Here is a 24,939-nt window from a genome sequence, read left to right as displayed (position 1 = left end):
CGGACTGCCAACCGCGACGACGGTGCGCTCCCCTCCCCCTTGCGGGGAGGGGTCGGGGGTGTGGGTCCACGCGCACGCGGCATGTGATGCGCGCTGATGCTCTGTCGAGGACACCGGCCATCGTTGATACATCGAACCGCTGAGCAACCGAGCGTAAGCCGCGGCAAGACCTGCATAACGATCGAATGCACTCACAACGATTTGCGTTCGGAGACCCCCCAACCCCTCCCCGCAAGGGGGAGGGGAGCCGACCACCACCGTGGTTGAAAGCTCGACTCTCACGATGACTGCAGCGGTCGACCGCAGCATGCGCCCAAACAAAAGGGCGCGCCAGCCGCGCGCCCTTCAAAGAGCCGAAGCCAGGCCGCTCAGAACCGCTTGACCTCGATGTTGTGCTTCTTCAGCGCGTAGCCGATCTGGCGCGGCGTGAGGCCGAGCAGGCGCGCGGCCTTGGCCTGGACCCAGCCGGACCGCTCCATCGCCTGCACGATGCGGTCGCGCTCCGGCACAGCGCCGCCCTCCATGCTATCGGAATACTCGCCGTCATCGGCATCGATCGCCGGCAGCTCGACGGGAGCCTCGACCGGCGCCGACGTCCGCGGCAGGATCGGCAGCGGCACCATCGGCTGGCCGCGCGGCGGCGGAGGCGTCACCGTATTGCCCTTCCACAGGATCGCCGACATGCACTCGTTGCGACTGCAGGCGAAGTCGTCCATGCCGATCGCCGAGCCCGTCGCCATGGTCGCGGTCCGCTGCACGCAGTTCTCCAGCTCGCGCACATTGCCAGGAAAGCCGCAATGCATCAGCACCTCGATGGCGCTGACGTCGAAGGTGAGATCGCGCTCGTTCTCGCAATTGAAGCGGCGCAGGAACTCGCGCGCCAACTGCGGGATGTCGCTGCGCCGCTCGCGCAGCGGCGGCAATTTGATCGGCACCACGCTGATGCGGTAGTAGAGGTCGGCGCGGAACTCGTTGCGCGACACCGCCTCCTCGAGATTGCGGTTGGTGGCGGTGACGATGCGGACATCGACCTTGATGGTCTGGTTGCCGCCGACGCGCTCGAACTCCTGCTCCTGCAGCACGCGCAGCAGCTTGGCCTGGAACGCCGGGGAGATCTCGCCGATCTCGTCGAGGAACAATGTGCCCTTGTCGGCCAGTTCGAAGCGGCCCTTGCGAGCGTTGATCGCGCCCGTGAAGGCGCCCTTCTCGTGGCCGAACAGCTCCGACTCCAGCACCGTCTCCGGCAATGCGGCGCAGTTGATCTTGATGAACGGCCGCTTCGCGCGATTGGACAGTTCATGGATCGCCTTCGCCACCAGCTCCTTGCCGGTGCCGGATTCCCCGCGCAGCAGCACCGGCGCATTCGACTTGGCGACGACGTTGATCTTCTCCAGCAGCGCGCGCAGCGCCGGGCTGTCGCCGACGATGCCGTCGACCAGCACCCTCTTGCGATCCTTCGGCACCGGCTTCAGTTCCGAGAGCTCCTTCTGCAGCCGGTGGCTTTCCGCCATCAACCGCTCGCGGTCGCGCGCCACGACGCGATGCAGCTTGATGGTCTGGCCGATCAGATTGGCGACCATGGTCAGGAAGCGCACATCGGAATCCAGCCGGAAGACGGCGCGGCCGTCCCAGACCCGGTCGATCGTCAGGGTGCCGACGACGCGCTGGTCGATGCGGATGGGAACACCGAGGAAGGACACACGGGTGTCGGCGCCGGCGCCGAGCGTGGCCGCATCCGCATCGCTGAAGGCGGGATGATCGGCGACGTTCTCGGCGATCAGCGGCACGGCGGTGGCGACGATCTGGTCAATGGCCTTCTGCGGCAGGCGCTCGCGATAACGCTGGTCGCTGCCTTCGCTCCACCCGGCCCCGACTGCGAGATCGGGAATGCCGTCATCGGCGAGCAGCGACACCACGCCGTGGCGCATCTGCATGAAGGACTGCAACAGGTTGACGACATTGGCGAGGGTGATCTCCAGCCGCGTCGGCGCGGCGAGAATTTTCGAGATTTCGAAAATTCCGGTCAGCGCGATCTCGCTGAGCGGGATCGGCGCGGCGTTGGACCTGACGTCCTGAGCTTCGACCTGACGTGTTTCCGTTTGGACCATCGTCGCTTCTCTGATCGTCACGAACGCCTTGGTGAAGCCGCCCGTGATTGTAGGTGTTCTAACATCCTCCCTTAACCGCAGATGATTGTCGTGCCTAACTTTGCTGCATTGCCGCAGAAGTAGTGTGCAACGGACAGATCAGAAAAGCTGCAGGCTTTCATGATGTTAACAAATTAGTTTGCACCCGTGACGATGCGTGCATTGCACGTCCGCCCGGGCGGCAAAGACGATGCGCCTGACGATTTCGCGTTGTCTTCTCGACATCTAGTATTCGCGTATCCGCCGGCATGTTTGCGACCGGATCGCAACGGACAACACCTGAACACCAACTTTCCACGTCCGGCCCGCCGCTCGACTCCTTCGGCTGCCAGCCGCGGCATGACGCGTTCACATCCGCGTGTCGGCCGCGCGCGGCTGTGATCAACCTAGAGGTGCTGCCCCCCGTTGATCTGAATCTCCTCGCCGGTCACGTAGCTCGCCGCATCCGAGCACAAAAAGAACAGCACCTTGGCGACCTCTTCCGGCGCGCCGATCCGGCGCATCGGAATCAGCGGCGAGAACCGCGCCTCGGTCTCCGGCGACACCATCTCGGTCTTGATCTCGCCCGGCGCGATGGCGTTGACGCGGATGCCATACGGCGCGAAGTCGTGCGCCATCTCACGGGTGAGGCAGGCGAGCGCCGCCTTCGAGGTCGCATAGGCTGTGCCCGCAAACGGATGGACGCGGGTGCCGACGATCGAGGTCACGTTGACGACCGCGCCCTGCCCGCGCTTCAGCTCCTCGAACAGCCCGCGCGCCAGCAGGATCGGTCCGAGAAAATTGACGTGAAAGACGGTCATCCAGGTTTCGACCGAGGTCGACAGCGAATCCAGCCGGCCGCCGTCGCCGGCCTTCGGAGAGATCGCGGCATTGTTGATCAAGGCATGCAGCGGCGCGCCGTCGAGCCGCTGCTTGATGTCGGCAATCGCACGCGGGATCGCCTTGCGATCGCTGAGATCGACCTGGACGTGATTGTCGGGACCGGCGTCCCACGGACAGCGGCCGCCATCGAAAGGCTGGCGCGAGCAGGTGATGATGCGCCAGCCGGCGTCGGAGAACAGCTTTGCGGTCGCATGACCGATGCCGCGCGAGCCGCCGGTCAGCACGAGCGTTTTCTGCTCGGTGCGCGCGGACCGCTCGGCGGCGGCCATGTCTCGATGGAACGGGCACGCCGTGATGGTCCCGGCCGCCTCGATGACGGGTTCGCGGACGTCCTGGTCGAGATCGAGGCTCACCTCATCCGTCCTGATCCTGCGCCGCAACGCCACCAGGACGCCGGCTACCGAGCTTCGGCTGCTGCCTTTGCCTCAGACGTGGTCTGGGCGCAGGCTCCGCGACGATCGGAAATACCAGTGGTATCGCCATGCTCCGGTTGTGCAGATTCCGGGCCAGCGAAAACAGCGGGCAAAGCAGCCTTTTCCTGTCGGGTTCGCGACAGATTGGCGGGTTCTGGACACATCCCGCGTCGGCTTTGGACCGCGTCCTTCGCAAGACCGTCAAAGCGCGATCGTTTTCAGAACGATGGCCGATGGTCCAACTCTTGCTCGACGGAACCGATCATTCGAACTGGAAGACCGCTTGTCAGTCGAACGACGGACAGCCACGAGACGCCAACAGCGTATGGACCAGGACATGGGGACGAATGCAGTGCGCTTCGCCGTGGTCCTCGGGACCAACGACGTCGCGTCGGCGATCGGCGTGCATCTGCATCGTGCCGGCTTCTGCGTCGTGCTGTCGCATGATCCCAATCCGCCGGTCATGCGCCGCAAGATGGCGTTTCACGACGCCCTGTTCGGCGACACGGTCCGCGTCGAGAACGTGACCGGCGAGCGCATCGAGAGCACGATGGAGGTGTTCAAGGCGCTCGGCAATCCCCGGCACGTCCTCGTCACCCCACTCGGATTGCTCGATCTCCTGCCGGTCCGTACCATCGACGTCCTGATCGACGCGCGGATGCAGAGGCGCGAAGTGACCCCGAACCTGCGCGGCATGACGCGGCTCTCGATCGGCATCGGTCCGGGTTTCTCGCCGTCGGCCAATTGCGATATCGCGATCGAGACCCGGCCGGACCGGGTCGGCCAGATCGTACGCCAGGGCTGGACGCTGGCAACGGATGATGTCGGCGCGCTCGTCGGCGTCGAGTGCCTGGTGCATTCGCCGCATGAGGGCCGATGGCATACTCCGATCGAGATCGGCACGCGCATCTACAAGGGCTTCGTGATCGGCCATCTCTCCGGCGCGCCGGTCACGGCCCCCCATGACGGCATCCTGCGCGGCATCGTCCGCGACGGCAGCGACCTGCCGGCCGGCATCGCGCTCGCCGAGATCGATCCACGCGGCCGTCATGCGCAGTGGACCGGGATCGATGCGCAGGGACAGGCACTCGCCCAGGCGACGCTGGCCGCCATGCGGCTGCATGTCGCGCACTGCATCAGGACGAGCGCGAGCCTGCCCGCGGACCTGCCCGCGGATCAGATCGTTTCGAACGATTCTGATTAGCCCGCGCCCTGCGCGCCGGCCTTGGCATCCCGGTTGCTTATCGTTTGCAGGAGCGAGCAACAGCCATGATCATCTGTTCCTGCAACGTCATCAGCGACACGGCCATTCGCGACGTCGTCACGGCGGCCGACATCACCTTCGGCTCGCCGGCGCAAGTGTATGATTGTCTCGGCTGCACGGTCCAATGCGGCCTCTGCTCGCGCTCGGTGAAACGGATTCTCGACGAGCGGCAGGCTGACACGGCCGTCGCGGCGGTGTGGCCGGTGCAGCCCGAGCCGGCGCCGTGCGCGATGATGTCCGCCGCGTAGCTCCGACACGGATTTGTCGGATGTCGGACAAAGGCGACAACGCCGAGCTGCACACGTCTATCCGCATCGCAGTCCGTCACCTCAATGCGTGTTGCTCTCGCTCCACGTCTCCAGGTCCTTGGCCGCCTCCGAGCGCTGCTCCTTCTCCGGCTTCTCGGCCCAGGGCTTGTCGGTCTGCTTCATCGAGCCCCAGTCGCTTTTCTGGCGCGGATCGTCCTTCGGCGTTTCCTTGCTCATCAGCTCGCTCCTTGTCCGCTCGCGCTCACCCGGCGGGATCCTCGGTGGCACGCCTCGACGGTGTGACCTGCGTGGCAATCATCGGGACGAGACGAAGTTCCAAGGCATGCTCGCCATAGGCGATCTGCCGCGGAGCTGCCGCCGCGTGCTCCGCGCTGCAAATTGCGAATAGCCGGTCGGATGGTTCGTTGCGGCCGGACTCACGCCGCGTCGGCCGGCACCATCGCCTCGATCGTGACGCCGGCGCCGGTGGAGGCCACCGTCAGGGTGCCCCCCAGCGCCAGCAGCCGCTCGCGCATGCCGGTGAGGCCGAAGCCGAGCTTGTGCTCCGGGCTGAACCCGCGGCCGTCGTCGCGGACGCGCACCCGCGTATAGCTGCGGCGATGGCCGGCCGTCGTCTGCTGCAGCGGCTCGATGGTGACGTCGACCGCGGTGGCCTCGGCGTGGCGGAACACGTTGGTCAGCGCCTCCTGCACCACCCGGTAGATCGTCAGCTCCGCCGTCTCGTTGCTGCGCACGACCGTGTCGGTGAAGCTGGTCTCGATCGCGACCTCCGGGCGCGACTCCCGCCACAGCCGCACCAAAGCGCCGAGCGCCTCGCGTAAGCCAAGCTCGGCGAGGCCGACGGGCCGCAGCCGCTCCAGGATGCGGCGGTTGAACTGCTGCACGGCGTTGACCTGGTCGAGGATCGCCTGGCCGTGCCGACGCATCGCGGCGACGTCGAGCGTCGCAGCCTCCGGCAATCGCATCAGCGCGCTGGCATGGGCGCGCAGCGCGAACAAATGCGGCCCGAACTCGTCATGCAGCTCGCGCGCGATTTCCTTGCGCTCGTGGTCCTGCAGCGACACCGTGCGCTCGGCGAGGCGGCGCTTCTCCTCCACCGCCTCGCCGAGCGCGCCGGCGAGATGGTTGAGCTTGGCGCAGAGCGCCGCGAGCTCGGGCGCGCCGCCCGGCTTGACGCGGGTATCGTAGGCGCCGGCCTCGATCCGGCTCATCGCGTCCGACAGATCCGAAAGCGGCGCCAGCGCGCGGCCGACCACGAGCATGGTGATCGCGAACAACGCCAGCCCGACCAGCGAGCCGACGACGAGCTGGGTGACGATGCCGTCCCAGATCTCCGCGATCTCGTCGTCGGGATGCGAGGTGATCACCAGCGAGTCACTCTGGCCGGCGACGATGACCGGCATGCTCACCGAGGTCTTGTCGGGATGCACCAGTGCGATGAACCACGCCGGTGCCGCGCGGCCGACGCCGGGAGAGGGCGGAGTCTGCGCCGGCATTCCCTGCCGTCTCACGCTGACGTGACGAAGCTGTCGGAGATCGCCGACGATCCGGTCCAGCCGCGCGTTCGGATCCGGCGCGTCGTTGACCTCGTCCATGATGGTCTCGACGAAGGCCCGCGTCAGGCGGATGACGCTCTGGTCCTCCGCCAGCACGCGCGGCGCCGCCTCCAGCACGAGACGGCCGATGTTGATGGCGAGGCCCAGCGTCAGCAGCAGCGCCAGCAGCACGTTGATGCGGGTCCGCAACGACCAATTCTGCCACATTCTCTCCGCCTCACCGCCACCGGGTTTCATGCGCACTCACATTGACAGACAAATCCGCCGGCGATCTAATTGCAACATCATGCAATACCGCGCAGCATGCATTAATGATGCATCGCAACAATGACGCGAGTTGGAAGTCCGGGACCCCAAGGCCATGCGCGTACTGATCGTCGATGACCATCCCATTGTGGCATCAGGCTGCCGGGCCCTGCTCTCGACCGATCCGGAGCTCGAGCTGATCGAAGCCGCGGACGCCGAGAGCGGCGAAGCCGGCTTCATCGCGCGCCGGCCGGACGTCTGCGTCGTCGACATCAACCTGCCGACCGTCTCCGGCTTCGAGCTGGCGCGGCGCATCCTCGCCCACGACGGCAATGCCCGGCTGATCATGTTCAGCATGAACGACGATCCGGTGTTCGCGGCGCGCGCCATCGACATCGGCGCCAAGGGCTACGTCTCCAAGAGCGGCGATCCGAACGATCTCGCCGAGGCGATCCGCGAGGTCGCCCGCGGCGGCAGCTATCTGCCGCCGGCGATCGCGCGCAGCATCGCGTTCGCGGGCGCCGCCGTCGCGCAGAGCCCGCTGGCGAAACTGACCTCGCGCGAGCTCGAGATCCTGCGCCTGCTCAGCGCCGGCAAGAGCCTGTCGGAGATTGCCTGGCTGATCCACTCGTCCTACAAGACCGTCGCCAACACCTCCTCGATCATCCGCCAGAAGCTCGGCGTGCGAACATCCGGCGAGCTGGTGCGTTTGGCGATCGAGAACGGCGTTGCTTGACTCGTCCCGACTGAACGACGCTGCCTGACACGCGTTGGCGACAGCCACGCCAACAGCCCGACATCATTGCCGAACAGGTGATCCCATGACGCTCACGACCGTCTCCCAGAACAAATCCCATGGCGGCGTCCAGGGTGTCTACCGCCACGCCAGCCAGGAGACCAGGACCGAGATGACGTTCTCGGTGTTCGTGCCGCCGCATGCCGACGGCGCGAAGCTGCCGGTCGTCTGGTATCTCTCCGGCCTGACCTGCACCCACGCCAACGTCACCGAGAAGGGCGAGTTTCGCGCCGCCTGCGCCGAGCTCGGCCTCGTCTTTGTGGCGCCCGACACTTCGCCGCGCGGCGACGACGTGCCCGGCGATCCCAACAACGCCTATGATTTCGGCCTCGGCGCCGGCTTCTATGTCGACGCGACCGAGGCACCGTTCGCGAAGAACTACCGGATGTGGAGCTACGTCACCGAGGAGCTGCCGAGCGTGGTCGCGGCAAACTTCCCGGTCGATCCGCGCCGGCAGTCGGTGATGGGCCACTCGATGGGCGGCCATGGCGCGCTCACGGTGGCGTTGCGCAACCCCGACCGCTACCGCGCCGCCAGCGCATTCTCGCCGATCGTCGCGCCGTCGCAGGTGCCGTGGGGCGAGAAGGCCCTGGGCGGCTATCTCGGCGCCGACAAGGCGGCGTGGCGCAAGCACGATGCGGTGGCGCTGATCGAGGACGGCGCGCGCGTCTCCGACCTGCTGGTCGATGTCGGCACTGCCGATCAGTTCCTGACCCAGCAGTTGCGCCCGGAGTTGCTCAAGGCCGCTTGCGACAAGGCCCACATCCCGCTGCTGCTGCGCAAGCAGGAGGGCTACGACCACAGCTACTACTTCATCTCGACCTACATGGCCGATCATCTGCGCTGGCACGCCGCGCGGCTCGGCCGCTGACATCAGCCGCGGCCTTGATTTGCCCGACGGGCGCGATCGCGCGCCGTCGAGGCAATGTCATGATCTTCACCGCCCGATCATCTCCTGCGCGCGCAGGCCGATTTCCGCAGGCCGCGCAAGGCGATCACCGTGTCCAGTGCGTCGGGGAAAAAGATTCTGCTTTCGCTTTTCCAGAAAACATGATTGTATCGCGCCATCCCGCCTCGTCGAGAGGGCGTATCGCGGTCGTCACGAACGTGGAGGCGGGATGCGGTGGACGCCGGCGGCGCGCAGCATGCCCTGGGCATATCATGCCCATCGCATGCGGACGAACGCGCCGCGGCGTACGGCCAAGTCGCGTGGTCCTGGCATCCCGATGCCGATGCCCCCGTGGCGGCGCGTGAGAAGCGTGTCGTCGCGCACGGTGACCAGAAAGCCCGGCGCACCGGGGAGAACGCGAAGCAACCGTTAAGACCATCCGCGCAGGGAGGGCCGGGATGTCCCAGCCGAACCTGTGGTACCTGCCGCCTGCATTTTCTTCTGCAGGCGGGCCATGGGGGCGGCAGGCTCCCGGCCTTCCCTGCGCCTCTTGTTTTAAGGGGCGACCGGCACGCAGAGCTCGGGCGTCATCCGCCGCGAGAATGCACCGTCATATCTCGTCGGCTATTGCGCCTGCGGCGCACCGTAGTTCGGCGCCAGCAGGCGGTTGCGGATCAGCCAGGCCATGGTGCGCGTCCAGGATTCGTCGGTGTTGCCGCGCATGTCGGCGGTCATTGCCGCGACCGGCTTCCCGGTATGCGCGTCGCGCAGATAGATGTTCATGTTGAGGATGAGATTGGAGACCTTCTGCACCGTCCCGGTGATGGCGAGATCGGCACCGATGTCGCCCGCGAGCTTGACGTCGCAGCCGCCGCAGGCCTGCAGATTGCTGTGGTGCGCCGCATCGTTGACGGGGGCGATGTCAAGGACGCGAAAACGTCCGGAATCCTGCAGCGCCGATCGCAACTGCTCGGCGGCGTGCGCCAGCCGGGTCTGCTCGTCCTGGCGCGGGCCCTGCACCTCGCCCTGCAGGCTGGTGTCGATCAGCTCGAAGTCGAACACCGCCACCTTGGTCGGCTCGGCATGCACTGATGTCGCAGACATCAGGATCAGGAACGCGAAGAGAACGGCAGGTTTCAAGGTCGTGATCCGAAATGACGCGACAGCGGCCAAAAGTGGGGTTGAAAGCTAGGCCAATTCGTTCATCTTGCAAGACGAAACCTCGCCGGAAAAGGACGAGGGAACAGTGGGAGGACATGTGGTCCTGGGAGTTCTGGCCCGATCTCTGATCGGCGCGATCGGCCTCATCGCCGCCGCAACCGCCGCCAGCGCGGCGGAGCCGGTCGACATCGCGATCGGCTATCTCGGCCGTAGCGGCGTGCCGCAGACGTTGTCGCCGCTCGACCAGCCGGCGGCCGATGATGGCGTGGCCGGCGCGAAGCTCGCGATCGAGGACAACAACACCACCGGCAAGTTCCTCAACCAGCGCTTCACTTTGATCGAGCGCCGCATCAAGGACGAAGAGGACGCGGCGCAGGCCGCCAATGAGCTCGCGGGAAAGGCCGGCTTCATTCTCGCCGACCTTCCGGCGGATGCGCTGCTGAAGGTCGCAGACGCCCTGCGCGGACGTGGCACCACCCTGCTCAATGTCGGCGCCACGGACGACCGCCTGCGCGAGCAGGACTGCCGCGCCAACGTCATCCATGTCGCCCCGACACGCTCGATGCTGGCCGATGGGCTTGGGCAGTATCTGGTATGGAAGCAGTGGAAGCGCTGGTTGCTGGTCACCGGCTCGCACGACAACGACAAGCTGTTCGCCGACGCGCTGCGCCGCGCCGCCACCCGTTTCGGCGCTAGAATCGTCGAGGAGCGGACCTTCGAGGACACCGGCGGCGCGCGGCGCACTGACTCTGGCGTGACCCTGATCCAGCGCCAGATGCCGGTGTTCACGCAGAAGGCGCCGGCCTATGACGTGCTGGTCGCCGCCGACGAGAGCGAGGTGTTCGCCAACTACCTGCCCTATCGCACCTGGGATCCGCGCCCCGTCGCGGGCTCCGCCGGCCTGCGTCCGACCAGCTGGGATCCGGCGCAGGACCAGTGGGGCGCGACGCAATTGCAGAACCGCTTCATGAAGCTGGCATCACGCCGCATGGACGCCTTGGACATGCAGGCCTGGATGGCCGTGCGCATGATCGGCGAGGCTGCCTCGCGCACCAACTCCGGCGACGCAAAGACGTTGACCGACTATCTCAAGGGCCCGAACTTCACCATCGCCGCCTTCAAGGGCACGAGGCTCTCCCTGCGCGACTGGAACCTGCAACTGCGCCAGCCGATCCTGCTGGCCGACGGCCGCATGATCGTCTCGGTCTCGCCGCAGGAGGGTTTCCTGCATCAAGTCTCCGAGCTCGACACCCTCGGTGTCGACCGCCCCGAAACCAAGTGCAAGCTGCAATGATGTCGGATTGGAAGATGTTGATGACGATGCGCAGTCCGACAACCAATGTGGCTATCGGTCTGGGGCCTCATGGTTCGAGACGCGCCCAAGACGGCGCTCCTCACCATGAGGGTCAAGAGCCGAGGGCGGCACTGCACACCGACCATGAACACGCCGAGAGGCGTGTTCATGGAGAGGGGCGAGATCACGGGGAGGTTCAGCAGCAAGGTCTCGAGCGCGCATGGCTTGGATCTAACCGCGCACACCGGCCTCGTCCTGAGGAGCCCGCCGGAGGCGGGCGTCTCGAAGGACGGCCACGGCTTCGCAGGTATGTCGGCATGGCAGCCAGCCTGCTCACCGCCGCGCTGTGGCTGGCCCACGCGTCGCCCGCCTCCGCCTACGTCGCCTTCGTCTCCAACGAAAAAGGCAACACCGTCTCCGTCATCGATACCGACACATGGACCGTCACCAAGACCATCAAGGTCGGCCAGCGGCCGCGCGGCATCGCGTTCACGCGCGACGGCAAGTTCGTGATGGTCGCCGTCGGCGATGACGACACCATCCAGGTGATCGACGCCAGGAAGATGGAGGTGGTGGACACCCTGCCCTCCGGCCCGGATCCCGAGCTGTTCGCGCAGGACGCCGCCGGCAAGACGCTCTATGTCGCCAACGAGAATGACAACACCGTCACCGTGCTCGACCTCGAAAAGCGCGTGCGCATCGGCGATGTCCAGGTCGGCGTCGAGCCCGAGGGCATGATGCTCAGCCCGGACGGCAAGATCCTGATCTGCACCTCCGAGACCACCAACATGGCGCATTTCATCGACACGTCGACGCGCCAGATCGTCGCCAACGTGCTGGTCGATGCGCGGCCACGCTATGCCGAGTTCAAGAGCGACGGCTCGGAACTGTGGGTGTCGGCGGAGATCGGCGGCACGGTGTCGATCATCGATCCCGCCAAGCGCGAGGTCACCGGCAAGATCAAGTTCGCCGTGCCCGGCCTGCGCAGCGAGGCCATCCAGCCGGTCGGCATCGCCCTGACCAAGGATGGCAAGACCGGCTTCGTCGCACTCGGCCCCGCCAACCGCGTCGCGGTCGTCGACGGCACCACCCACGAGGTGAAGAAATATCTCCTGGTCGGCCAGCGCGTCTGGCACATGGAATTCACGCCGGATGAGAAATATCTTCTGGTCACCAACGGCGTCTCCAACGACGTCTCGGTGATCGACGTCGCGGCGCAGAAGGTGATCAAGACCATCCAGGTCGGCGAGCTGCCCTGGGGCATCACGATCGCACAGCCATGACGACGCAGAACGCACCCGCTCTCGACGCGACAGGCGCCACGCCGCAAACGGCTCCCGACCAGGTGCCGGCACTGTCGGTCGTCGGCGTCAGCCATTCCTACGGCGCACGCAAGGCGCTCAACGACGTCAGCTTCGCCGTGAGGCCTGCGAGCTTCACCGCCCTGCTCGGCCTCAACGGCGCCGGCAAGAGCACCTTGTTCTCGCTGATCACGCGGCTGTTCGCGGTGCAGACCGGCCGGATCGGCATTTTCGGCCATGACATCGGCCGCACGCCGGGCGAGGCGCTGCGGCTGCTCGGCGTCGTGTTCCAGCCGCGCACGCTCGATCTCGATCTGTCGCTGACGCAGAACCTGCTCTACCACGCCGCGCTGCACGGCATCTCGCGCCGCGAGGCCCGCGCCCGCAGCGAGGAGCTGCTGACACGGATCGGCCTCGCCGACCGCGCCGGCAACAAGGTGCGTGACCTCTCCGGCGGCCAGATGCGCCGCCTGGAAATCGCCCGTGCCCTGCTGCACCGGCCGCGCCTCCTGCTGCTCGACGAGGCCACCGTCGGACTCGACGTCAAGGCTCGCGCCGACATCGTCGGTCATGTCCGTCAGCTCGTCACCGAGCAGGGCATCGGCGTGCTCTGGGCCACGCATCTGTTCGACGAGATCGCGCCGACCGACGATCTCGTGGTGCTGCATCAAGGCCGCGTGCTGGCGCGCGGGCCGGTGCCGCAGGTGATCACCGAGGCCGGCGCGTCCGACGTCAACGCCGCGTTCGCGCGGCTGACGACGCAGGCCAGCCCGGCGCGGAGCGAGCCATGACCGTCACGACAGTTCACGCTCCTGCCACACCACGCAGCGGCTTCTCGGCCGGCGAATACATCACTTGCCTCACCGGCATCGTCTGGCGCGAGGGGCTGCGCTTCCTGCATCAGCGCGAGCGCTTCATCTCGGCGCTGGTGCGGCCGCTGGTCTGGCTGTTCATCTTCGCTGCCGGCTTCCGCCAGGTGCTTGGCATCTCGATCATCCCGCCCTACGAGACCTACATCCCCTACGAGGTCTATATCGCGCCCGGCCTGATGGCGATGATCCAGCTGTTCAACGGCATGCAGTCGTCGCTATCGATGGTCTACGACCGCGAGATGGGCAACATGCGCACCTTGCTGGTGAGCCCGCTGCCGCGCGGCTATCTCCTGTTCTGCAAGCTGCTCGCCGGCACCGCCGTCTCGGTGCTGCAGGTCTACGCATTTCTCGCCATCGCCTGGTTCTGGGACATCACCCCGCCGCCGATGGGCTATCTCACCGTGCTGCCGGCGCTGGTCCTGTCCGGGCTGATGCTCGGCGCGCTGGGCATGCTGATCTCCTCCGGCATCAAGCAGCTCGAGAACTTTGCCGGCGTCATGAACTTCGTGATCTTCCCGATGTTCTTCGCCTCGTCGGCGCTCTACCCGCTGTGGCGCGTCGAGGAAGGCAGCCCATGGCTCGCTTATCTCTGCGAGGCCAACCCCTTCACCCACGCGGTCGAGCTCATCCGCTTCGCGCTCTATGGCAAGCTGAACTGGGTTTCGCTCGCGGTGGTCGGCGGCTGTACCGCCGTGTTCATGATCGGCGCGATCCTGGCCTACGATCCGTCGCGGGGTCTTGTCAGGCGTGGTCCCGGAGGCGAGGCATGAGGTTGAGAACGATCCTGGCGGCCGTCGCCATCGCAGCGTCAGCAGGCGCTGCGATGGCCGCCGATCCGCGCTATCCGGATTGGCCCTGCCCGCAGGCCAAGGTGCCGGAAATCTCCATCGCGGCCGTGTGGTCCGGCCCTGCGATCGACGATGTCGGCGCGAGCTGGAAGGACGACGCCAAGATCGCGGAGCTGGTCGCCAGGCTGGCGGCGCGCCGCATCCCGCTGGAGCAGGCGCAGAAGGACGTCGCCGATTTCCTGACCGGTACGCCCGAGGAGAAGACCCGCAAGGGCAAGCTGCTGTTTGCCGGCCTGTTCGATACGCTGAACGCCCAGCGGACGTCGGTCATGAACGGCCTCGAGCGCGTCATGCGCAAGCAGCGCGAAGCGGTCGAGAAGGTGCGCGGCGACACCATCGCGTTGCAGGAGATGCACAGCGGGCCCAACCCGGATCAGGCCAAGGTCGAGGAGATGACCAACCAGTTGAACTGGGAGACGCGCATCTTCGAGGACCGGCGTCGCGTGATGAAGTTCGTCTGCGAGGTCCCGACCGCGATCGACCAGCGCCTGTTCGCCCTGGCCCGCGAGATCCAGCAGGACATGGAGTAGATCCGCGGATGCCGTTCGCTCCCGACCAACGACGCAGAGAGCGAGCACACCAGTGCCTCCACGACGTCATGGCCGGGCTCGTCCCGGCCATCCACGTCTTTCCACGCCGCACCACGTGGATGCCCGGGCCTTCGCCGCGCCGAAGCGGCTTCGGCCGCGCAGGCGGGTCAAGCCCGGGCATGACGAGCAAAACAACTGGCGACGTCGCGCGCGGTAGCGGGCCGGTGCAATCACTCCTCAGGCCGCGGCTCGGGCTGCGTCTGCTGCAGCGGCAGGTCGGCGCGGCTCCAGCCGTCGGTCCCGTCGGGGTACCAGGCGATGTTGCGATAGCCGTAAGTCAGCGCGCGCCGCGCGGCATTCCACGACATCCAGCAATCTTCGAGGCAATAGAACACGAGCAGACGACCGAAATCGCCACCCGATGCATGGGCGAGGCCACGCTTCAGATAGTCCTCAGTCTGGGGTGCCAGCACGCCGTAGCCGGTATCGGGCAGCCAGATGCTGCCGGGAATGTCCAGGCGCGGCTGCTCGCGCCACACCGTCCCGGCCGGCAGGTTCTTCGGCTTGGGCGGCCGCGGCAGCACATCGACGAAGGCGGCCGATTTTGCGCGCCAGATCGCCTCGGTCTCCCGCGTCGACAGCACGCGCGCTCCGCTCAGGGTCGTCGGCACCGGCGCGCGATAGTTCTCGGTGCGATAGCTGTCCGGCTCCGGCACGAGATCATCGGCCCTCACCGCCACGGCGATCAGCAGCACGCCTGCCAATGCCGCAGCGGTGAGCCGACCGATCATGGCTTCGCTGCAGCCTCGGCGGTGATCAGATGATTGCTCTCGTCCAGCAGCGGCACCCCGAAGTCCAGCAGGATCTTGTTGATCTCACCCTGGTTCTCCTGGATCAGCTTGTTGAGCTGGCGACGCCAGTTCTGGTCTGCACCGCGGACGCCCATGGCGATGCGGTAGATCAGCTTCGGCCCGCTGGTCTCTTTCACCAGCGGCGTGACGTGCAGTTGCGGGCTCGCCTGCTTGGCATAGTAGCCGGCCATCGGCCCCCACAGCACGCCGGCATCGATCTCGCCGGACTTCAGATCGTTGATCATCGCCTCCGCCGAGGAATCGACGCGGGTGTCAATCATCAGCGGATAGGGCTTTGCGGTCGGCATCAACCCGGCCAGCGCCATGTTGGTCGCCGGCGGCGTGCCCGCCACGATGCCGATGTGCTTGCCCTTCAGCTTGGCGTCCTCCAGCGTCGTCACATCGGCGAGATCGGAGCCCGGCTTGGTCACGATCGCGTAGGCCGTCCGGTAATAGGGACTGGTGCTCTGCACCAAGTCGTCCCCTTGCGGAAAGCCCATGATCACGTCGCAACGGTGCGAGCCGAGCGTCATGCGCACGAATCCGGTGGCCTGCGGGAAGAACGTGTAGTCCACCTTCTTCTGCAGCTTGGCGGCAAAGAGCTCGGCCAGCTTGTTCTCGAAGCCGTCGCCCTTCTCGTTCGAGAACGGCAGGTTGCGCGGATCGGCGCAGACCCTGAGCACCTTGGGATCGACCAGCTCGATCGACAGGTCCAGGCCGTCGTTGCTCTGCGCGAAAGCGGCGGCCGGTCCGAGCAGAGTGAGCCCCGCGGCAACAGCCAGCGAGCAAGCAAGTTTGTGACGCTTCGTCATCCGTATTTCCATCCCTATCGAACGCATCGCGGTATTTTTGAAAATGCTAGGCCGCCGGCCGCGCGGGTGCAACAGTCGCCGTCATCGCGAAGAGTTGACCCGGTGCTGCGCCGCAGCGTCCATGGCCTGATGCACAGGTCCCACGCGAGCAAGGCAAGCCGATGGTGAGGCATCCGATCATTGCGATCATCGCCTGGTGTGCGCTGGCGCTCGGCGGCGCCGCTCTTGCCATGCCCCCGGAACTCGAGGTGAGCGAGATCGCGCCCGGCGTGTTCGTTCACATCGGCCAGACCGCGCTGATGAACGCGGCGAACGAAGGCGCCATCGCCAATGTCGGTTTCATCGTCGGCGGTGACGCGGTCGCAGTGATCGACACCGGCGGCAGCGTCCGCGAAGGCCGCGCGCTGCTGGCCGCGATCCGCGCCCGTACCGACAAGCCCGTGCGCTACGTCGTCAACACCCATGCTCATCCCGACCATCTGTTCGGCAATGCCGCCTTCGAGGCGGACGGCACCCGCTTCGTCGGCGCCAAGAACCTGCCCCGGGCGCTCGCCCTGCGCGGGCCGCACTACATCGAGGCGTTCCGGCGCCTGATGGGCGCCGAACTGATCGACGAGGTCCGCCTCGTCGCTCCGTCGATCCTCGTCGATGACGAGATGGCGCTCGACCTGGGCGGCCGCACCCTCACGCTGAAGGCCTGGAGCACCGCGCATAGCGACTGCGACCTGTCCGTCTATGATGACCGGAGCCGGACCTTGTTCGCCGGCGATCTCGTATTCCTGCGTCACATCCCAGTGATGGATGGCAGCCTGCGCGGCTGGATCGCCGACATGGCCGCACTCGCGGCCATTCCGGCCGAGCGCGTCGTCCCGGGCCATGGACCTGTCAGCCCCTGGCCACTGGCGCTCAGTGACGAGCGTCGCTACCTCGACACATTGGCCCACGACGTTCGCGGGCTGATCAAGGCGGGCAGGCCGATCGCCGACGCCGCTGGGGCCGCTGGATCGGAGCGCGGCAAATGGGAGCTGTTCGACGACTACAATGCCCGCAACGCAACTGCAGCATTCTCGGAAATGGAATGGGAATGAGGCGGGTGACGCGCTATGATCGTTAATCCACCAGACTGCCTTGGGAGGACTGCGCCATGATCGGGCTCCGCTTGCCGTCCACATTGCTTCTCGGGGTATGCCTCGCGTTTGCCTTCGCACCTGCGAAAGCCGCTGATGGTTATGATCCATGGCCGGGACTCGTCCAGGACATCTTCAACAACAAGGCGATGCAGGACGGCACCAATGTGCTGTCGATCGAGATGCCGACGCGCGCCGAGGATGCCTCGGTGGTCCCGGTCACCCTGCGTAGCAAGCTGTCGCCCGCCGACGAGCGCCGCATCAAGACCATCACGCTGGTGATCGACCAGAATCCTGCGCCGATGGCCGCCAAGTTCACGCTCGGCGCGGACGCCAATGTGACTGCGATCTCGACGCGGGTGCGCGTCAACAACTACACGGACGTGCATGCCGTGGCCGAGCTGACGGATGGTCAGCTCTATGTGGTCAAGACCTTCGTCAAGGCGTCCGGAGGCTGCTCGGCGCCGGCGGCGAAGAATCCGGACGAGGCCAAGGCGCGCATCGGCCAGATGCGCTATCGGCAGTTCACGCAAAGCAGCGACGGCGCCACGAGCGGCATCCGCGAAGCGCAGGTCATGATCGGGCATCCCAACAATTCCGGGCTCCAGATGGACCAGGTGACGCAGCTCTACATCCCGGCCTTCTTCATCGACCGGCTGACGCTGTCGCAGGATGGCAGCCTGGTGCTGTCGGTCGAAGGCGGCATCTCGATCTCGGAGGATCCCAATATCCGCTTCACCTACGTGTCGAACGGCGCCAAGCAATTCCATGCGGAAGCGAAGGATACGCAGGGCCACGTGTTCGAGCACGATTGGCCGGCCGACGGTTCAGGAACCTGATGCGGCAGAGCGGCAGCGCTTCAGAAGCATCTCACTTCGGCTTCGGCCTGCGCCCGGCGAAGATCGTTCAGCGCGTTGGCGGCCTGCTCGGACGTGCGGAACTGGGTGCCGAGATTGCTGTGCACCTGGGACATGCTGAGGACGGTCTCGGCCGTGACGTAGCGCTCATAGGGGATGATCGAGGCGATCACGTCGATCGAGCAGGAGCATTGCGCGATCGCCTCACGGGTCTCGCCATTCGCCTTCATGCAGCCGAACACATATTCGGCCCGCGCCGAGGTCGGATAGTCGTTGAGCTCCTCGGCACGAGCCGGCCCGGCGACCGCGATCATGGCAACGAGGGCGGCGACAATCGGTCCTACCGGAACAGCACTACGCATCACAGTCCTCCACGGCATCGCAGCCGAAGCTATGCTAAGGGAATGAGGCTGAAAAGAACACATCTCGAGGAATTGCAGACGGGCTCATGACGCAGATCGGTCGTTTGTTGATGGCGATTGTCGCCTGCGCCCTGCTGCCGGTCACGGCATGCTGCGCCGCCGAGACCGTCAAGGTTGCGGTGCAGAAGACCGGGACCTTCGCCTGGGAGCTGGGGGTGATCCGCGCCCACCAGCTCGACAAGCAGGCGGATATCGCGATCGATGCGGTCGAGCTGGCGAGCCCGGAGGCCGGCAAGATCGCGCTGCGTGCCGGCAACGCCGACATCATGGTATCGGATTGGCTCTGGGTGTCGCGCGAGCGTGCGCTCGGCGCCAAGCTGACCTTCTATCCCTATTCGAGCGCGCTCGGCGCCGTGATGGTGCCGGCGGCCTCGCCGATCAAGACGCTTGCCGATCTGAAGGGACGCAAGCTGGCGGTGGCCGGCGGCCCGCTCGACAAGAGCTGGTTGCTGCTGCAGGCCACGCTCAAGCGCGACGGCGTCGACCTGAAATCGCAGGCGACCATTACCTACGGCGCGCCGCCGCTGCTGGCCGCCAAGCTGGCCGACGGCGAGATGGATGCGGGCTTGAACTACTGGAATTTCTGCGCGGCGCTGGAGGCCAAGGGCTTCCGCCGTCTCGCCGGGGTCGAGGACCTGCTGCCGCCGTTCGGTGCCAAGGGCCGCACCGCGATGATCGGCTACGTCTTCGACGAGGACTGGGCCGCCAAGCACCGCGATCTCGTGGCACGCTTCCTGTCCGTCACGGCCAAGGCCAAGGAGATCCTGGCGACATCCGACGCCGACTGGCAGACGATCGCCCCGCTGACCGGCGCGCAGGACGACGCTACCTTGCGCGCCTATCGCGACCGCTATCGCGAGGGCATTCCGCGCCGGCCGATCGCCGAGGAAGAGGCCGACGCGCGCATCCTCTATGGCGTGCTCGCTTCGATCGGCGGCCGCGATCTGGTCGGCCCGTCTCCGGAGCTCAGTCCCGGCACCTATTACAGGGCGGATGCGAGGGATTAGTGCTGCGCTTGTTGTCCTTTGCGCTCCTGCTGGCCACGTGGTGGATTGCCGCGGCTGTCGCCGGCAGCGCCAAGCTGCCATTGCCATCGGCGGTGCTTGCGGTTGCGGTGGCGGAAGCGCGGTCCGGCGCGCTGTTTCTGCATCTCGGCGCCACGCTCGCCCGCGTCGCCCTCGCTTTCACGCTGTCGATGGCACTCGGCTCGGCGATCGGCTTTTTGATGGGGCGCAGCCAGCTCGCCAACCGCCTGGGCGATCCCTGGCTGATCCTGCTGCTCAATCTGCCCGCGCTGGTGGTGATCGTGCTCGCCTATATCTGGGCCGGTCTCACCGAGGTCGCAGCGATCGCGGCGATCGCGATCAACAAGCTGCCGACCGCCGTCGTCACCTTGCGCGAAGGCGCCCGCGCGCTCGATCCATCGCTCGACGAGATGGCCAAGGTGTTCGCCTTCCCGCGCGGACGCATCCTCCGCCATGTCCTGCTGCCGCAACTTGCGCCTTATATTGCGGCGGCCGCGCGCTCCGGCCTGTCATTGGTCTGGAAGATCGTGCTGGTCGCCGAGCTGCTCGGGAGGCCCAACGGCATCGGCTTCGAGATCGGCGTCGCCTTCCAGCTGTTCGACATTCCGCTGCTGCTCGCCTACTCGCTCAGCTTTGCCGCCGTGGTGCTGGTGATCGAGGCCGTCATCGTCCAGCCGTTCGAGCTGCGCGCATCGAGGTGGCGGCTCCGTGCGGCTTGAGGTCGATATCAGGTCCAAGAGCTACACCAGCGCCAATGGCAAGCGCCAGGAGGTGATTGCGGGCATTGCCTTTGCGCTGCAGCGGGGCGAGGTCGGCGTCGTCGTCGGTCCCTCGGGCTGCGGCAAGAGCACGATGCTGCGGATCCTCGCCGGTCTGGACAACGACTATGAGGGCCACGTCGCACAACCCGCCGGCGCCCGGCTGGCGATGGTGTTCCAGGAGCCGCGGCTGCTGCCGTGGCGCTCCGTCGAGGACAATGTCCGGCTGGCAGCGCCCGGTGTCGCCGAGGACAGGCTGGCCGCCATCTTCGGCGTGCTCGAGCTCGAGGGACATCGCAGCCATTTTCCCGGCGAGCTGTCGCTTGGCCTCGCCCGCCGCGTCGCGCTGGCGCGGGCGTTTGCAGTGGAGCCGGACTTCCTGATTCTCGACGAGCCGCTGGCTTCGCTCGACGACGCGCTCGCCGCGCGGCTGCGCGAGGAGATCGCAACCCTCGTGGCCTCGCGCCCCATGATCACGCTGCTGGTCACGCACAGCATGGACGACGCGGCGCGGCTCGGCGACCGGATCTTCCTGCTGTCCTCGCGCCCCGCCCGTCTGCTTCATTCAGTCCCGATCGACCTGCCGCGCGCGCAGCGCAACAACGACGCGGTCGCGGCAATCAAGGCCGATGTGGCGCGACTGGATTTTTCCGTGTCATAGTCACGGCAAAGGACATCGGACTCCAGGGAAAACGCCATGAGACGCGCATTCGCCGTGACGGCGATCATTCTGTTCGGCATCCCGCTCGCGACCGCCGCACAAAGCAAGGGCATCCGGCTCTGGAATCTGACCACCGCAACGATGACCGGCTTTCAGCTCTCTCCGGCCGGCCAGAACAACTGGGGACCGAATCAGACGCTGAACGACAAGGACAAGGAGCTCGATCACGACGAACGGCTGAAGCTGACCGGAGTCGAGCCTGGGCGCTACGACGCCAAGGTGAGCTATGCCGGCGAGCGCCAATGCGTCGTTCGCGACCTCGACATCACGGCCGACGCCGTGGTCTCGGTGGCGGACAAGGACCTCAAGGAATGCACGAAATAGGCGGCTGACACGCCTGCGGCAAAGCCGGCCTCAGGCCTTGTCGTTGCTGTGCGGATATTCGCAGCGCCATCGCACTGCAGTCCATTTCGGGTGCTCGCCGATCCACTGGGCGATGTAGGGCGGCGCCTTCATCGCGCATTGCTGCAGCGAGGCGCCGCCATCGGCGAAAACGAGATGCTGCTCCTCGCAGGTGGCCGGAGACAGCACTGCGCAGACGGTGATGACGAGATCGATGGAGCTCATGGCTCGTTGTCCTTCGATAAGCCTGAAACAGCTTATCTGAAACTACGACATCCGGCTGCATCAGTTTCTCCGCCCGCAACAAATTATGCAGCGGAACCGAGGCTGGAGCGACGATCCCTGGGCGAAGCCGCCCTGACGCTTGATCCGAACCGGCAGATCGGCTGCAATGGCATCGGTCGATCGACCTCAAAAAGAGCGAATGCGGAGGAAGCAGATGCCCAAGGTTCTCGTACTCTACAAGACCCCCAAGAGCGCCGAGGCGTTCGACAAACACTATATGAACGTCCATGTGCCGCTGGCGAAGAAGATTCCCGGTCTGAAGAGCTACGATATCAGCCGCGGTCCGGTGAATGGGCCGGGGGGGCCCACCAACCTCCACCTCGTCGCCACCCTGGTATTCGATTCGATGTCGGCACTGCAGGCAGGGATGAGCTCTGCCGAAGGCAAGGCGGCGGCGGGCGATCTGCCCAACTTCGCCGATGGCGGCGTCGATCTGTATATCTTCGACACGCAGGACGTCTGACCCTTGGACGGTCCTCAGGCCGTCACCAACGTTCGGCGGCGTGCCCGTCATATCCGATCGGCCGACAGGCCGGTCGCCGGGACGATCTCGCGGATCGTCCATCGAATGGATCCGCCAAGCCAGTCAGAAGCGAATGGCGCTCCTCGTGGCTTGGCAGATCGCTACGCGTTACTTGCGCGCCGCACAGGCGTACATGTTGATTTCCATGCCAACCGGCACTTCGACGATCTTCGGTGTCTTCCAGGCCATTTCAAGCTCCCAAGTTCGACTATCATTGACTGGCGCATTGCTCGCGCCAAGGCCGAAGCTAGGATCGCGTTCGGAAGAACGCAAGGCTCGACCGTCGCCGGCGGATCCCTATGCAGATGTCGCGTAGTTGACCCGACAACGTTCCGCCGCAATCGCCGCCCGCCCGTCTCCGGCTGCTCGACGCAGGCATCATCCGCCGAGGACGAGCGCCCGCAGCATCCGCTCACGCACCGCCCGGCTGCACATAGCAGAACACATACCGATTGCGGCTCAGGAAAATGATGCCGTGCCCCGTCGGATTTCCCTTATCCCACTTCAGCTTGTGATCCGGGACCTCGATTTCCGTGCCGACATCGACATGCGGACGGCCACGCGGCTCATCGGGACGGTCGTCGGTGATGATCGCATAGGTCTTGCCGTCGCGAACATGGATCTCATCGGCAAAGTAGGCGTCGGCCTCGCCGCAGCACGATGCCGTCGGCACGTCAGGCTGCATCAGCGCCTCGTACCATTGGCGCAACGCCGGATCGACCGCTCCCCACTGACCGAGATCACGCGCACTCGCACTCACCCAAAGGCAACAAAGCATGCCGAGCCAAAGGATGGTTCGTCTCATCCGCCTACTCCTCTGTTATCCCGGCATGATGCAGTGAAGCAATGTTCGTGCCGCAATGCAGCATGACGGCGGTGCCATTTTGCCGATCCCGATCAATGAGCGGCGCTACGGCTTGGCGCTATGCCCGAATCGAACGAGGACGGCTTCCCGATGCGCCGAGGGCGGTTGCCAGCTTTTCGTATTGACGGTTCCCGATTTCGAGCGGAGTGTTGCTCCCGCAGCGTCAGGATAGGCGCGCATAAAAATCTCGGAGGAAATGAATGAAGCGGATCGCGCTGGCCGCAGGCCTCGCCATTTTTGCATCACATGGTGCAAGCGCGCAGAGCGCCGATCAGTTGGTCAAGGGTGCAACTGATACGGCGAACGTTCTCAACTACGGCATGGGCTACAATCTGCAGCGGTTCAGTCCGCTCAACCAGATCAACAAGGACAACGCCAAGAACCTGGTTCCGGTCTGGAACTACAGTTTCGCCGATGACCGCAGCGAGGAGTCGCAGCCGCTGGTTTACCAGGGCGTGCTCTACGTCACGACCCACAATGCGACGATGGCCGTCGACGCCAAGACCGGCAAGCAGATCTGGAAAAGCAAGATCGACTATCCTGCCGAGACGCCGCGCGTGGTCTGCTGCGGCATCATCAATCGCGGCGCCGCGCTGTACGACGGCAAGCTGTTCCGCACGACGCTCGATGCCAACGTCATTGCGCTCGATGCCAAGACCGGCAAGGAGCTGTGGCGCCAGAAGGCTGCCGACATCAAGGAAGGCTACTCGATGACGGTGGCGCCGCTGGTCGCCGACGGCGTCGTGCTGACCGGCATCTCCGGCGCCGAGTTCGGCACGCGCGGCTTCATCGATGGCTGGGACCCGGCGACCGGCAAGCATTTGTGGCGCACGCATACGGTGCCAACCCCGGATGAACCCGGCGGCGACACGTGGAAGGGCGACACCTGGAAGCTCGGCGGCGGCTCGACCTGGATCACAGGATCGTACGATCCCGAGCAGAACACCGTGTTCTGGGGCGTCGGCAATCCCGGACCGTTCAACGCGGCGGTGCGCCCGGGCGACAACCTCTACACCTGCTCGGTGCTCGCGCTCGATCCGAAGACCGGCAAGATGAAGTGGCACTTCCAGTTCTCGCCGAACAATCCGTTCGACTACGACGCGGTCGCGGAGATGGTGCTCGCCGACATGAACGTCGAGGGCAAGCAGACCAAGGTGCTGATGAACGCCAACCGCAATGGCTTCTTCTATGTGCTCGATCGCACCAATGGGAAGCTGCTCGCGGCCAACCCCTATGTGAAGGTGAACTGGGCCTCCAGCATCGACCTGAAGACGGGCAAGCCGGTCGAGACCGATGTCACGCGTGATGCGCGCGAGGGCAAGAAGGTCACGGTCTATCCGTCGATTCTCGGCGGCAAGAACTGGGAGCCGATGTCGTTCAATCCGCAAACCGGATTGGCCTACGCCAACACGCTCGTATTCGGCGGCCACTACAAGACCGAGCCTGCGACCTACAAGGCCGGCGAGTGGTACCTCGGCATGGATCTGACGGATCTGTGGGATTGGCCGGAAGGGCCGCGCGGTCAGCTCAAGGCCATCGATCCGATGACCGGCAAGACCAAGTGGGAGCAGCCGAGCGACATCCCGCGCTTCTCCGGCGTGCTGTCCACGGCAGGCGGCGTGGTGTTTTCGGGCAAGCTGACTGGCGAGTTCGAGGCTTTCGACGCCGACAGCGGCAAGAAGCTGTGGCAGTTCCAGACCGGCTCCGGCATCGAGGGCCAGCCCGTCACCTGGCAGCAGGATGGCGTCCAGTATGTCGCTGTCACCTCCGGCTACGGCGGCGTCTACTCGCTGTTCTCCGGTGACGAGCGCCTCGCCAACGTTCCGGCAGGCGGCTCGTTGTGGGTCTTCGCGGTCAAGAATTGAGTGCGGATCGCCCGTGAG

General features: G+C 65.7%; 28 protein-coding genes. 17 read left to right on the top strand and 11 right to left on the bottom strand.

What is annotated here, in order from left to right; genetic code table 11:
- Nucleotides 1–368 precede the first annotated feature (368 nt).
- Together nifA and QX010_RS13335 are read right to left on the bottom strand one after the other, a co-directional pair.
- Nucleotides 369–2,108, bottom strand: a complete 1,740-nt coding sequence (nifA, locus tag QX010_RS13340) for a nif-specific transcriptional activator NifA (protein WP_315803703.1) — start codon at nucleotides 2,106–2,108, stop codon at nucleotides 369–371.
- A 425-nt stretch (nucleotides 2,109–2,533) separates the two neighbouring features.
- Nucleotides 2,534–3,382 carry an SDR family oxidoreductase gene (locus tag QX010_RS13335; RefSeq protein WP_316179920.1) on the bottom strand — a complete coding sequence of 283 codons (849 nt, stop codon included), beginning with the start codon at nucleotides 3,380–3,382 and terminating at the stop codon, nucleotides 2,534–2,536.
- Nucleotides 3,383–3,779: 397 nt separating this feature from the next.
- Between QX010_RS13335 and QX010_RS13330 the strand changes: the two genes are divergently transcribed.
- On the top strand, nucleotides 3,780–4,646 hold the full coding sequence (locus QX010_RS13330) for a xanthine dehydrogenase (protein WP_316179918.1): 867 nt from the start codon (nucleotides 3,780–3,782) through the stop codon (nucleotides 4,644–4,646).
- A gap of 65 nt (nucleotides 4,647–4,711) precedes the next feature.
- A complete protein-coding gene (locus QX010_RS13325) occupies nucleotides 4,712–4,954 on the top strand; it encodes a bacterioferritin-associated ferredoxin (protein ID WP_316179915.1) in 243 nt (80 codons plus the stop codon).
- An 81-nt stretch (nucleotides 4,955–5,035) separates the two neighbouring features.
- Here QX010_RS13325 and QX010_RS13320 read toward each other — a convergent pair whose 3' ends face one another.
- Together QX010_RS13320 and QX010_RS13315 are read right to left on the bottom strand one after the other, a co-directional pair.
- Nucleotides 5,036–5,191, bottom strand: coding sequence for a hypothetical protein (locus tag QX010_RS13320; protein ID WP_315803707.1), 156 nt, complete (start codon nucleotides 5,189–5,191; stop codon nucleotides 5,036–5,038).
- Nucleotides 5,192–5,391: 200 nt separating this feature from the next.
- Nucleotides 5,392–6,738 (bottom strand): ATP-binding protein, encoded by a 1,347-nt coding sequence (locus tag QX010_RS13315; protein WP_315803708.1) that lies wholly within the window; start codon nucleotides 6,736–6,738, stop codon nucleotides 5,392–5,394.
- A gap of 154 nt (nucleotides 6,739–6,892) precedes the next feature.
- On the opposite strand from QX010_RS13315, the gene QX010_RS13310 reads away from it, so the two are divergent.
- Both QX010_RS13310 and fghA read left to right on the top strand, forming a co-directional pair.
- Entirely contained in the window at nucleotides 6,893–7,513 is a 621-nt protein-coding gene (locus tag QX010_RS13310; RefSeq protein ID WP_315803709.1) for a response regulator transcription factor, read from the top strand.
- 85 nt (nucleotides 7,514–7,598) lie between these two features.
- On the top strand, nucleotides 7,599–8,444 hold the full coding sequence (fghA, locus tag QX010_RS13305; protein WP_316179912.1) for an S-formylglutathione hydrolase: 846 nt from the start codon (nucleotides 7,599–7,601) through the stop codon (nucleotides 8,442–8,444).
- A 642-nt stretch (nucleotides 8,445–9,086) separates the two neighbouring features.
- On the opposite strand, the gene QX010_RS13300 is transcribed toward fghA, so the two are convergent.
- Nucleotides 9,087–9,566: a DUF3280 domain-containing protein gene (locus tag QX010_RS13300; RefSeq protein ID WP_315803802.1), complete on the bottom strand. Its 480-nt coding sequence runs from the start codon at nucleotides 9,564–9,566 to the stop codon at nucleotides 9,087–9,089.
- Nucleotides 9,567–9,735: 169 nt separating this feature from the next.
- On the opposite strand from QX010_RS13300, the gene QX010_RS13295 reads away from it, so the two are divergent.
- The 5 genes from QX010_RS13295 to QX010_RS13275 all read left to right on the top strand — a co-directional run bounded on the left by QX010_RS13295 (nucleotide 9,736) and on the right by QX010_RS13275 (nucleotide 14,468).
- Complete coding sequence (locus tag QX010_RS13295) at nucleotides 9,736–10,917, top strand: ABC transporter substrate-binding protein (RefSeq protein WP_315803803.1); 1,182 nt, start codon at nucleotides 9,736–9,738, stop codon at nucleotides 10,915–10,917.
- A 317-nt stretch (nucleotides 10,918–11,234) separates the two neighbouring features.
- Entirely contained in the window at nucleotides 11,235–12,200 is a 966-nt protein-coding gene (locus tag QX010_RS13290) for a YVTN family beta-propeller repeat protein (RefSeq protein ID WP_315803711.1), read from the top strand.
- The gene (locus QX010_RS13285) at nucleotides 12,197–13,009 is read left to right on the top strand and encodes an ABC transporter ATP-binding protein (protein WP_410051948.1); all 813 of its coding nucleotides are present in this window, start codon (nucleotides 12,197–12,199) and stop codon (nucleotides 13,007–13,009) included. The genes QX010_RS13290 and QX010_RS13285 overlap by 4 nt, the downstream gene beginning before the upstream one ends.
- Nucleotides 13,006–13,860: an ABC transporter permease gene (locus QX010_RS13280; protein ID WP_316179911.1), complete on the top strand. Its 855-nt coding sequence runs from the start codon at nucleotides 13,006–13,008 to the stop codon at nucleotides 13,858–13,860. The genes QX010_RS13285 and QX010_RS13280 overlap by 4 nt, the downstream gene beginning before the upstream one ends.
- Nucleotides 13,857–14,468 carry a hypothetical protein gene (locus QX010_RS13275; protein WP_315803713.1) on the top strand — a complete coding sequence of 204 codons (612 nt, stop codon included), beginning with the start codon at nucleotides 13,857–13,859 and terminating at the stop codon, nucleotides 14,466–14,468. The genes QX010_RS13280 and QX010_RS13275 overlap by 4 nt, the downstream gene beginning before the upstream one ends.
- A gap of 230 nt (nucleotides 14,469–14,698) precedes the next feature.
- Here the strand turns inward: QX010_RS13275 and QX010_RS13270 are convergent, their stop codons facing one another.
- Both QX010_RS13270 and QX010_RS13265 read right to left on the bottom strand, forming a co-directional pair.
- Complete coding sequence (locus QX010_RS13270) at nucleotides 14,699–15,259, bottom strand: PQQ-dependent catabolism-associated CXXCW motif protein (RefSeq protein ID WP_315803714.1); 561 nt, start codon at nucleotides 15,257–15,259, stop codon at nucleotides 14,699–14,701.
- Complete coding sequence (locus QX010_RS13265) at nucleotides 15,256–16,131, bottom strand: substrate-binding domain-containing protein (protein ID WP_316179910.1); 876 nt, start codon at nucleotides 16,129–16,131, stop codon at nucleotides 15,256–15,258. The genes QX010_RS13270 and QX010_RS13265 overlap by 4 nt, the downstream gene beginning before the upstream one ends.
- A gap of 161 nt (nucleotides 16,132–16,292) precedes the next feature.
- Here QX010_RS13265 and QX010_RS13260 point away from each other — a divergent pair, with 161 nt between their 5' ends.
- On the top strand, nucleotides 16,293–17,219 hold the full coding sequence (locus tag QX010_RS13260) for a quinoprotein relay system zinc metallohydrolase 2 (protein ID WP_316179909.1): 927 nt from the start codon (nucleotides 16,293–16,295) through the stop codon (nucleotides 17,217–17,219).
- 56 nt (nucleotides 17,220–17,275) lie between these two features.
- On the top strand, nucleotides 17,276–18,097 hold the full coding sequence (locus QX010_RS13255) for a quinoprotein dehydrogenase-associated SoxYZ-like carrier (protein ID WP_315803717.1): 822 nt from the start codon (nucleotides 17,276–17,278) through the stop codon (nucleotides 18,095–18,097).
- Nucleotides 18,098–18,117: 20 nt separating this feature from the next.
- Here the strand turns inward: QX010_RS13255 and QX010_RS13250 are convergent, their stop codons facing one another.
- Nucleotides 18,118–18,477, bottom strand: a complete 360-nt coding sequence (locus QX010_RS13250; protein WP_316179908.1) for a hypothetical protein — start codon at nucleotides 18,475–18,477, stop codon at nucleotides 18,118–18,120.
- Between the two features lie 86 nt (nucleotides 18,478–18,563).
- On the opposite strand from QX010_RS13250, the gene QX010_RS13245 reads away from it, so the two are divergent.
- From QX010_RS13245 to QX010_RS13230, 4 genes are read left to right on the top strand one after another with little or no spacing between them, the layout of a single operon-like run.
- Nucleotides 18,564–19,544 carry an ABC transporter substrate-binding protein gene (locus QX010_RS13245; RefSeq protein WP_316179907.1) on the top strand — a complete coding sequence of 327 codons (981 nt, stop codon included), beginning with the start codon at nucleotides 18,564–18,566 and terminating at the stop codon, nucleotides 19,542–19,544.
- Nucleotides 19,544–20,281, top strand: coding sequence for an ABC transporter permease (locus tag QX010_RS13240; RefSeq protein ID WP_315803720.1), 738 nt, complete (start codon nucleotides 19,544–19,546; stop codon nucleotides 20,279–20,281). The genes QX010_RS13245 and QX010_RS13240 overlap by 1 nt, the downstream gene beginning before the upstream one ends.
- Nucleotides 20,271–20,981, top strand: coding sequence for an ABC transporter ATP-binding protein (locus QX010_RS13235; RefSeq protein ID WP_315803721.1), 711 nt, complete (start codon nucleotides 20,271–20,273; stop codon nucleotides 20,979–20,981). The genes QX010_RS13240 and QX010_RS13235 overlap by 11 nt, the downstream gene beginning before the upstream one ends.
- Nucleotides 20,982–21,017: 36 nt before the next feature.
- Nucleotides 21,018–21,365 carry a hypothetical protein gene (locus tag QX010_RS13230; RefSeq protein WP_316179906.1) on the top strand — a complete coding sequence of 116 codons (348 nt, stop codon included), beginning with the start codon at nucleotides 21,018–21,020 and terminating at the stop codon, nucleotides 21,363–21,365.
- 30 nt (nucleotides 21,366–21,395) lie between these two features.
- On the opposite strand, the gene QX010_RS13225 is transcribed toward QX010_RS13230, so the two are convergent.
- Nucleotides 21,396–21,608, bottom strand: a complete 213-nt coding sequence (locus QX010_RS13225; RefSeq protein ID WP_315713207.1) for a hypothetical protein — start codon at nucleotides 21,606–21,608, stop codon at nucleotides 21,396–21,398.
- 214 nt (nucleotides 21,609–21,822) lie between these two features.
- Here QX010_RS13225 and QX010_RS13220 point away from each other — a divergent pair, with 214 nt between their 5' ends.
- Complete coding sequence (locus QX010_RS13220; RefSeq protein WP_315803723.1) at nucleotides 21,823–22,131, top strand: EthD family reductase; 309 nt, start codon at nucleotides 21,823–21,825, stop codon at nucleotides 22,129–22,131.
- Between the two features lie 168 nt (nucleotides 22,132–22,299).
- Here QX010_RS13220 and pqqA read toward each other — a convergent pair whose 3' ends face one another.
- Complete coding sequence (pqqA, locus tag QX010_RS13215; protein WP_009031067.1) at nucleotides 22,300–22,380, bottom strand: pyrroloquinoline quinone precursor peptide PqqA; 81 nt, start codon at nucleotides 22,378–22,380, stop codon at nucleotides 22,300–22,302.
- A gap of 223 nt (nucleotides 22,381–22,603) precedes the next feature.
- Nucleotides 22,604–22,996, bottom strand: a complete 393-nt coding sequence (locus tag QX010_RS13210) for a hypothetical protein (RefSeq protein ID WP_315803724.1) — start codon at nucleotides 22,994–22,996, stop codon at nucleotides 22,604–22,606.
- A gap of 260 nt (nucleotides 22,997–23,256) precedes the next feature.
- Between QX010_RS13210 and QX010_RS13205 the strand changes: the two genes are divergently transcribed.
- Nucleotides 23,257–24,921, top strand: a complete 1,665-nt coding sequence (locus QX010_RS13205) for a methanol/ethanol family PQQ-dependent dehydrogenase (protein ID WP_315803725.1) — start codon at nucleotides 23,257–23,259, stop codon at nucleotides 24,919–24,921.
- The last annotated feature ends 18 nt before the right edge of the window (nucleotides 24,922–24,939 follow it).

It is taken from the genome of Bradyrhizobium sp. SZCCHNRI1009 (assembly GCF_032487575.1).
GTDB lineage: Bacteria > Pseudomonadota > Alphaproteobacteria > Rhizobiales > Xanthobacteraceae > Bradyrhizobium.
The sequence above is the reverse complement of the archived record's forward strand: the minus strand, read 5'-3'. Positions and strand labels throughout refer to the sequence as shown.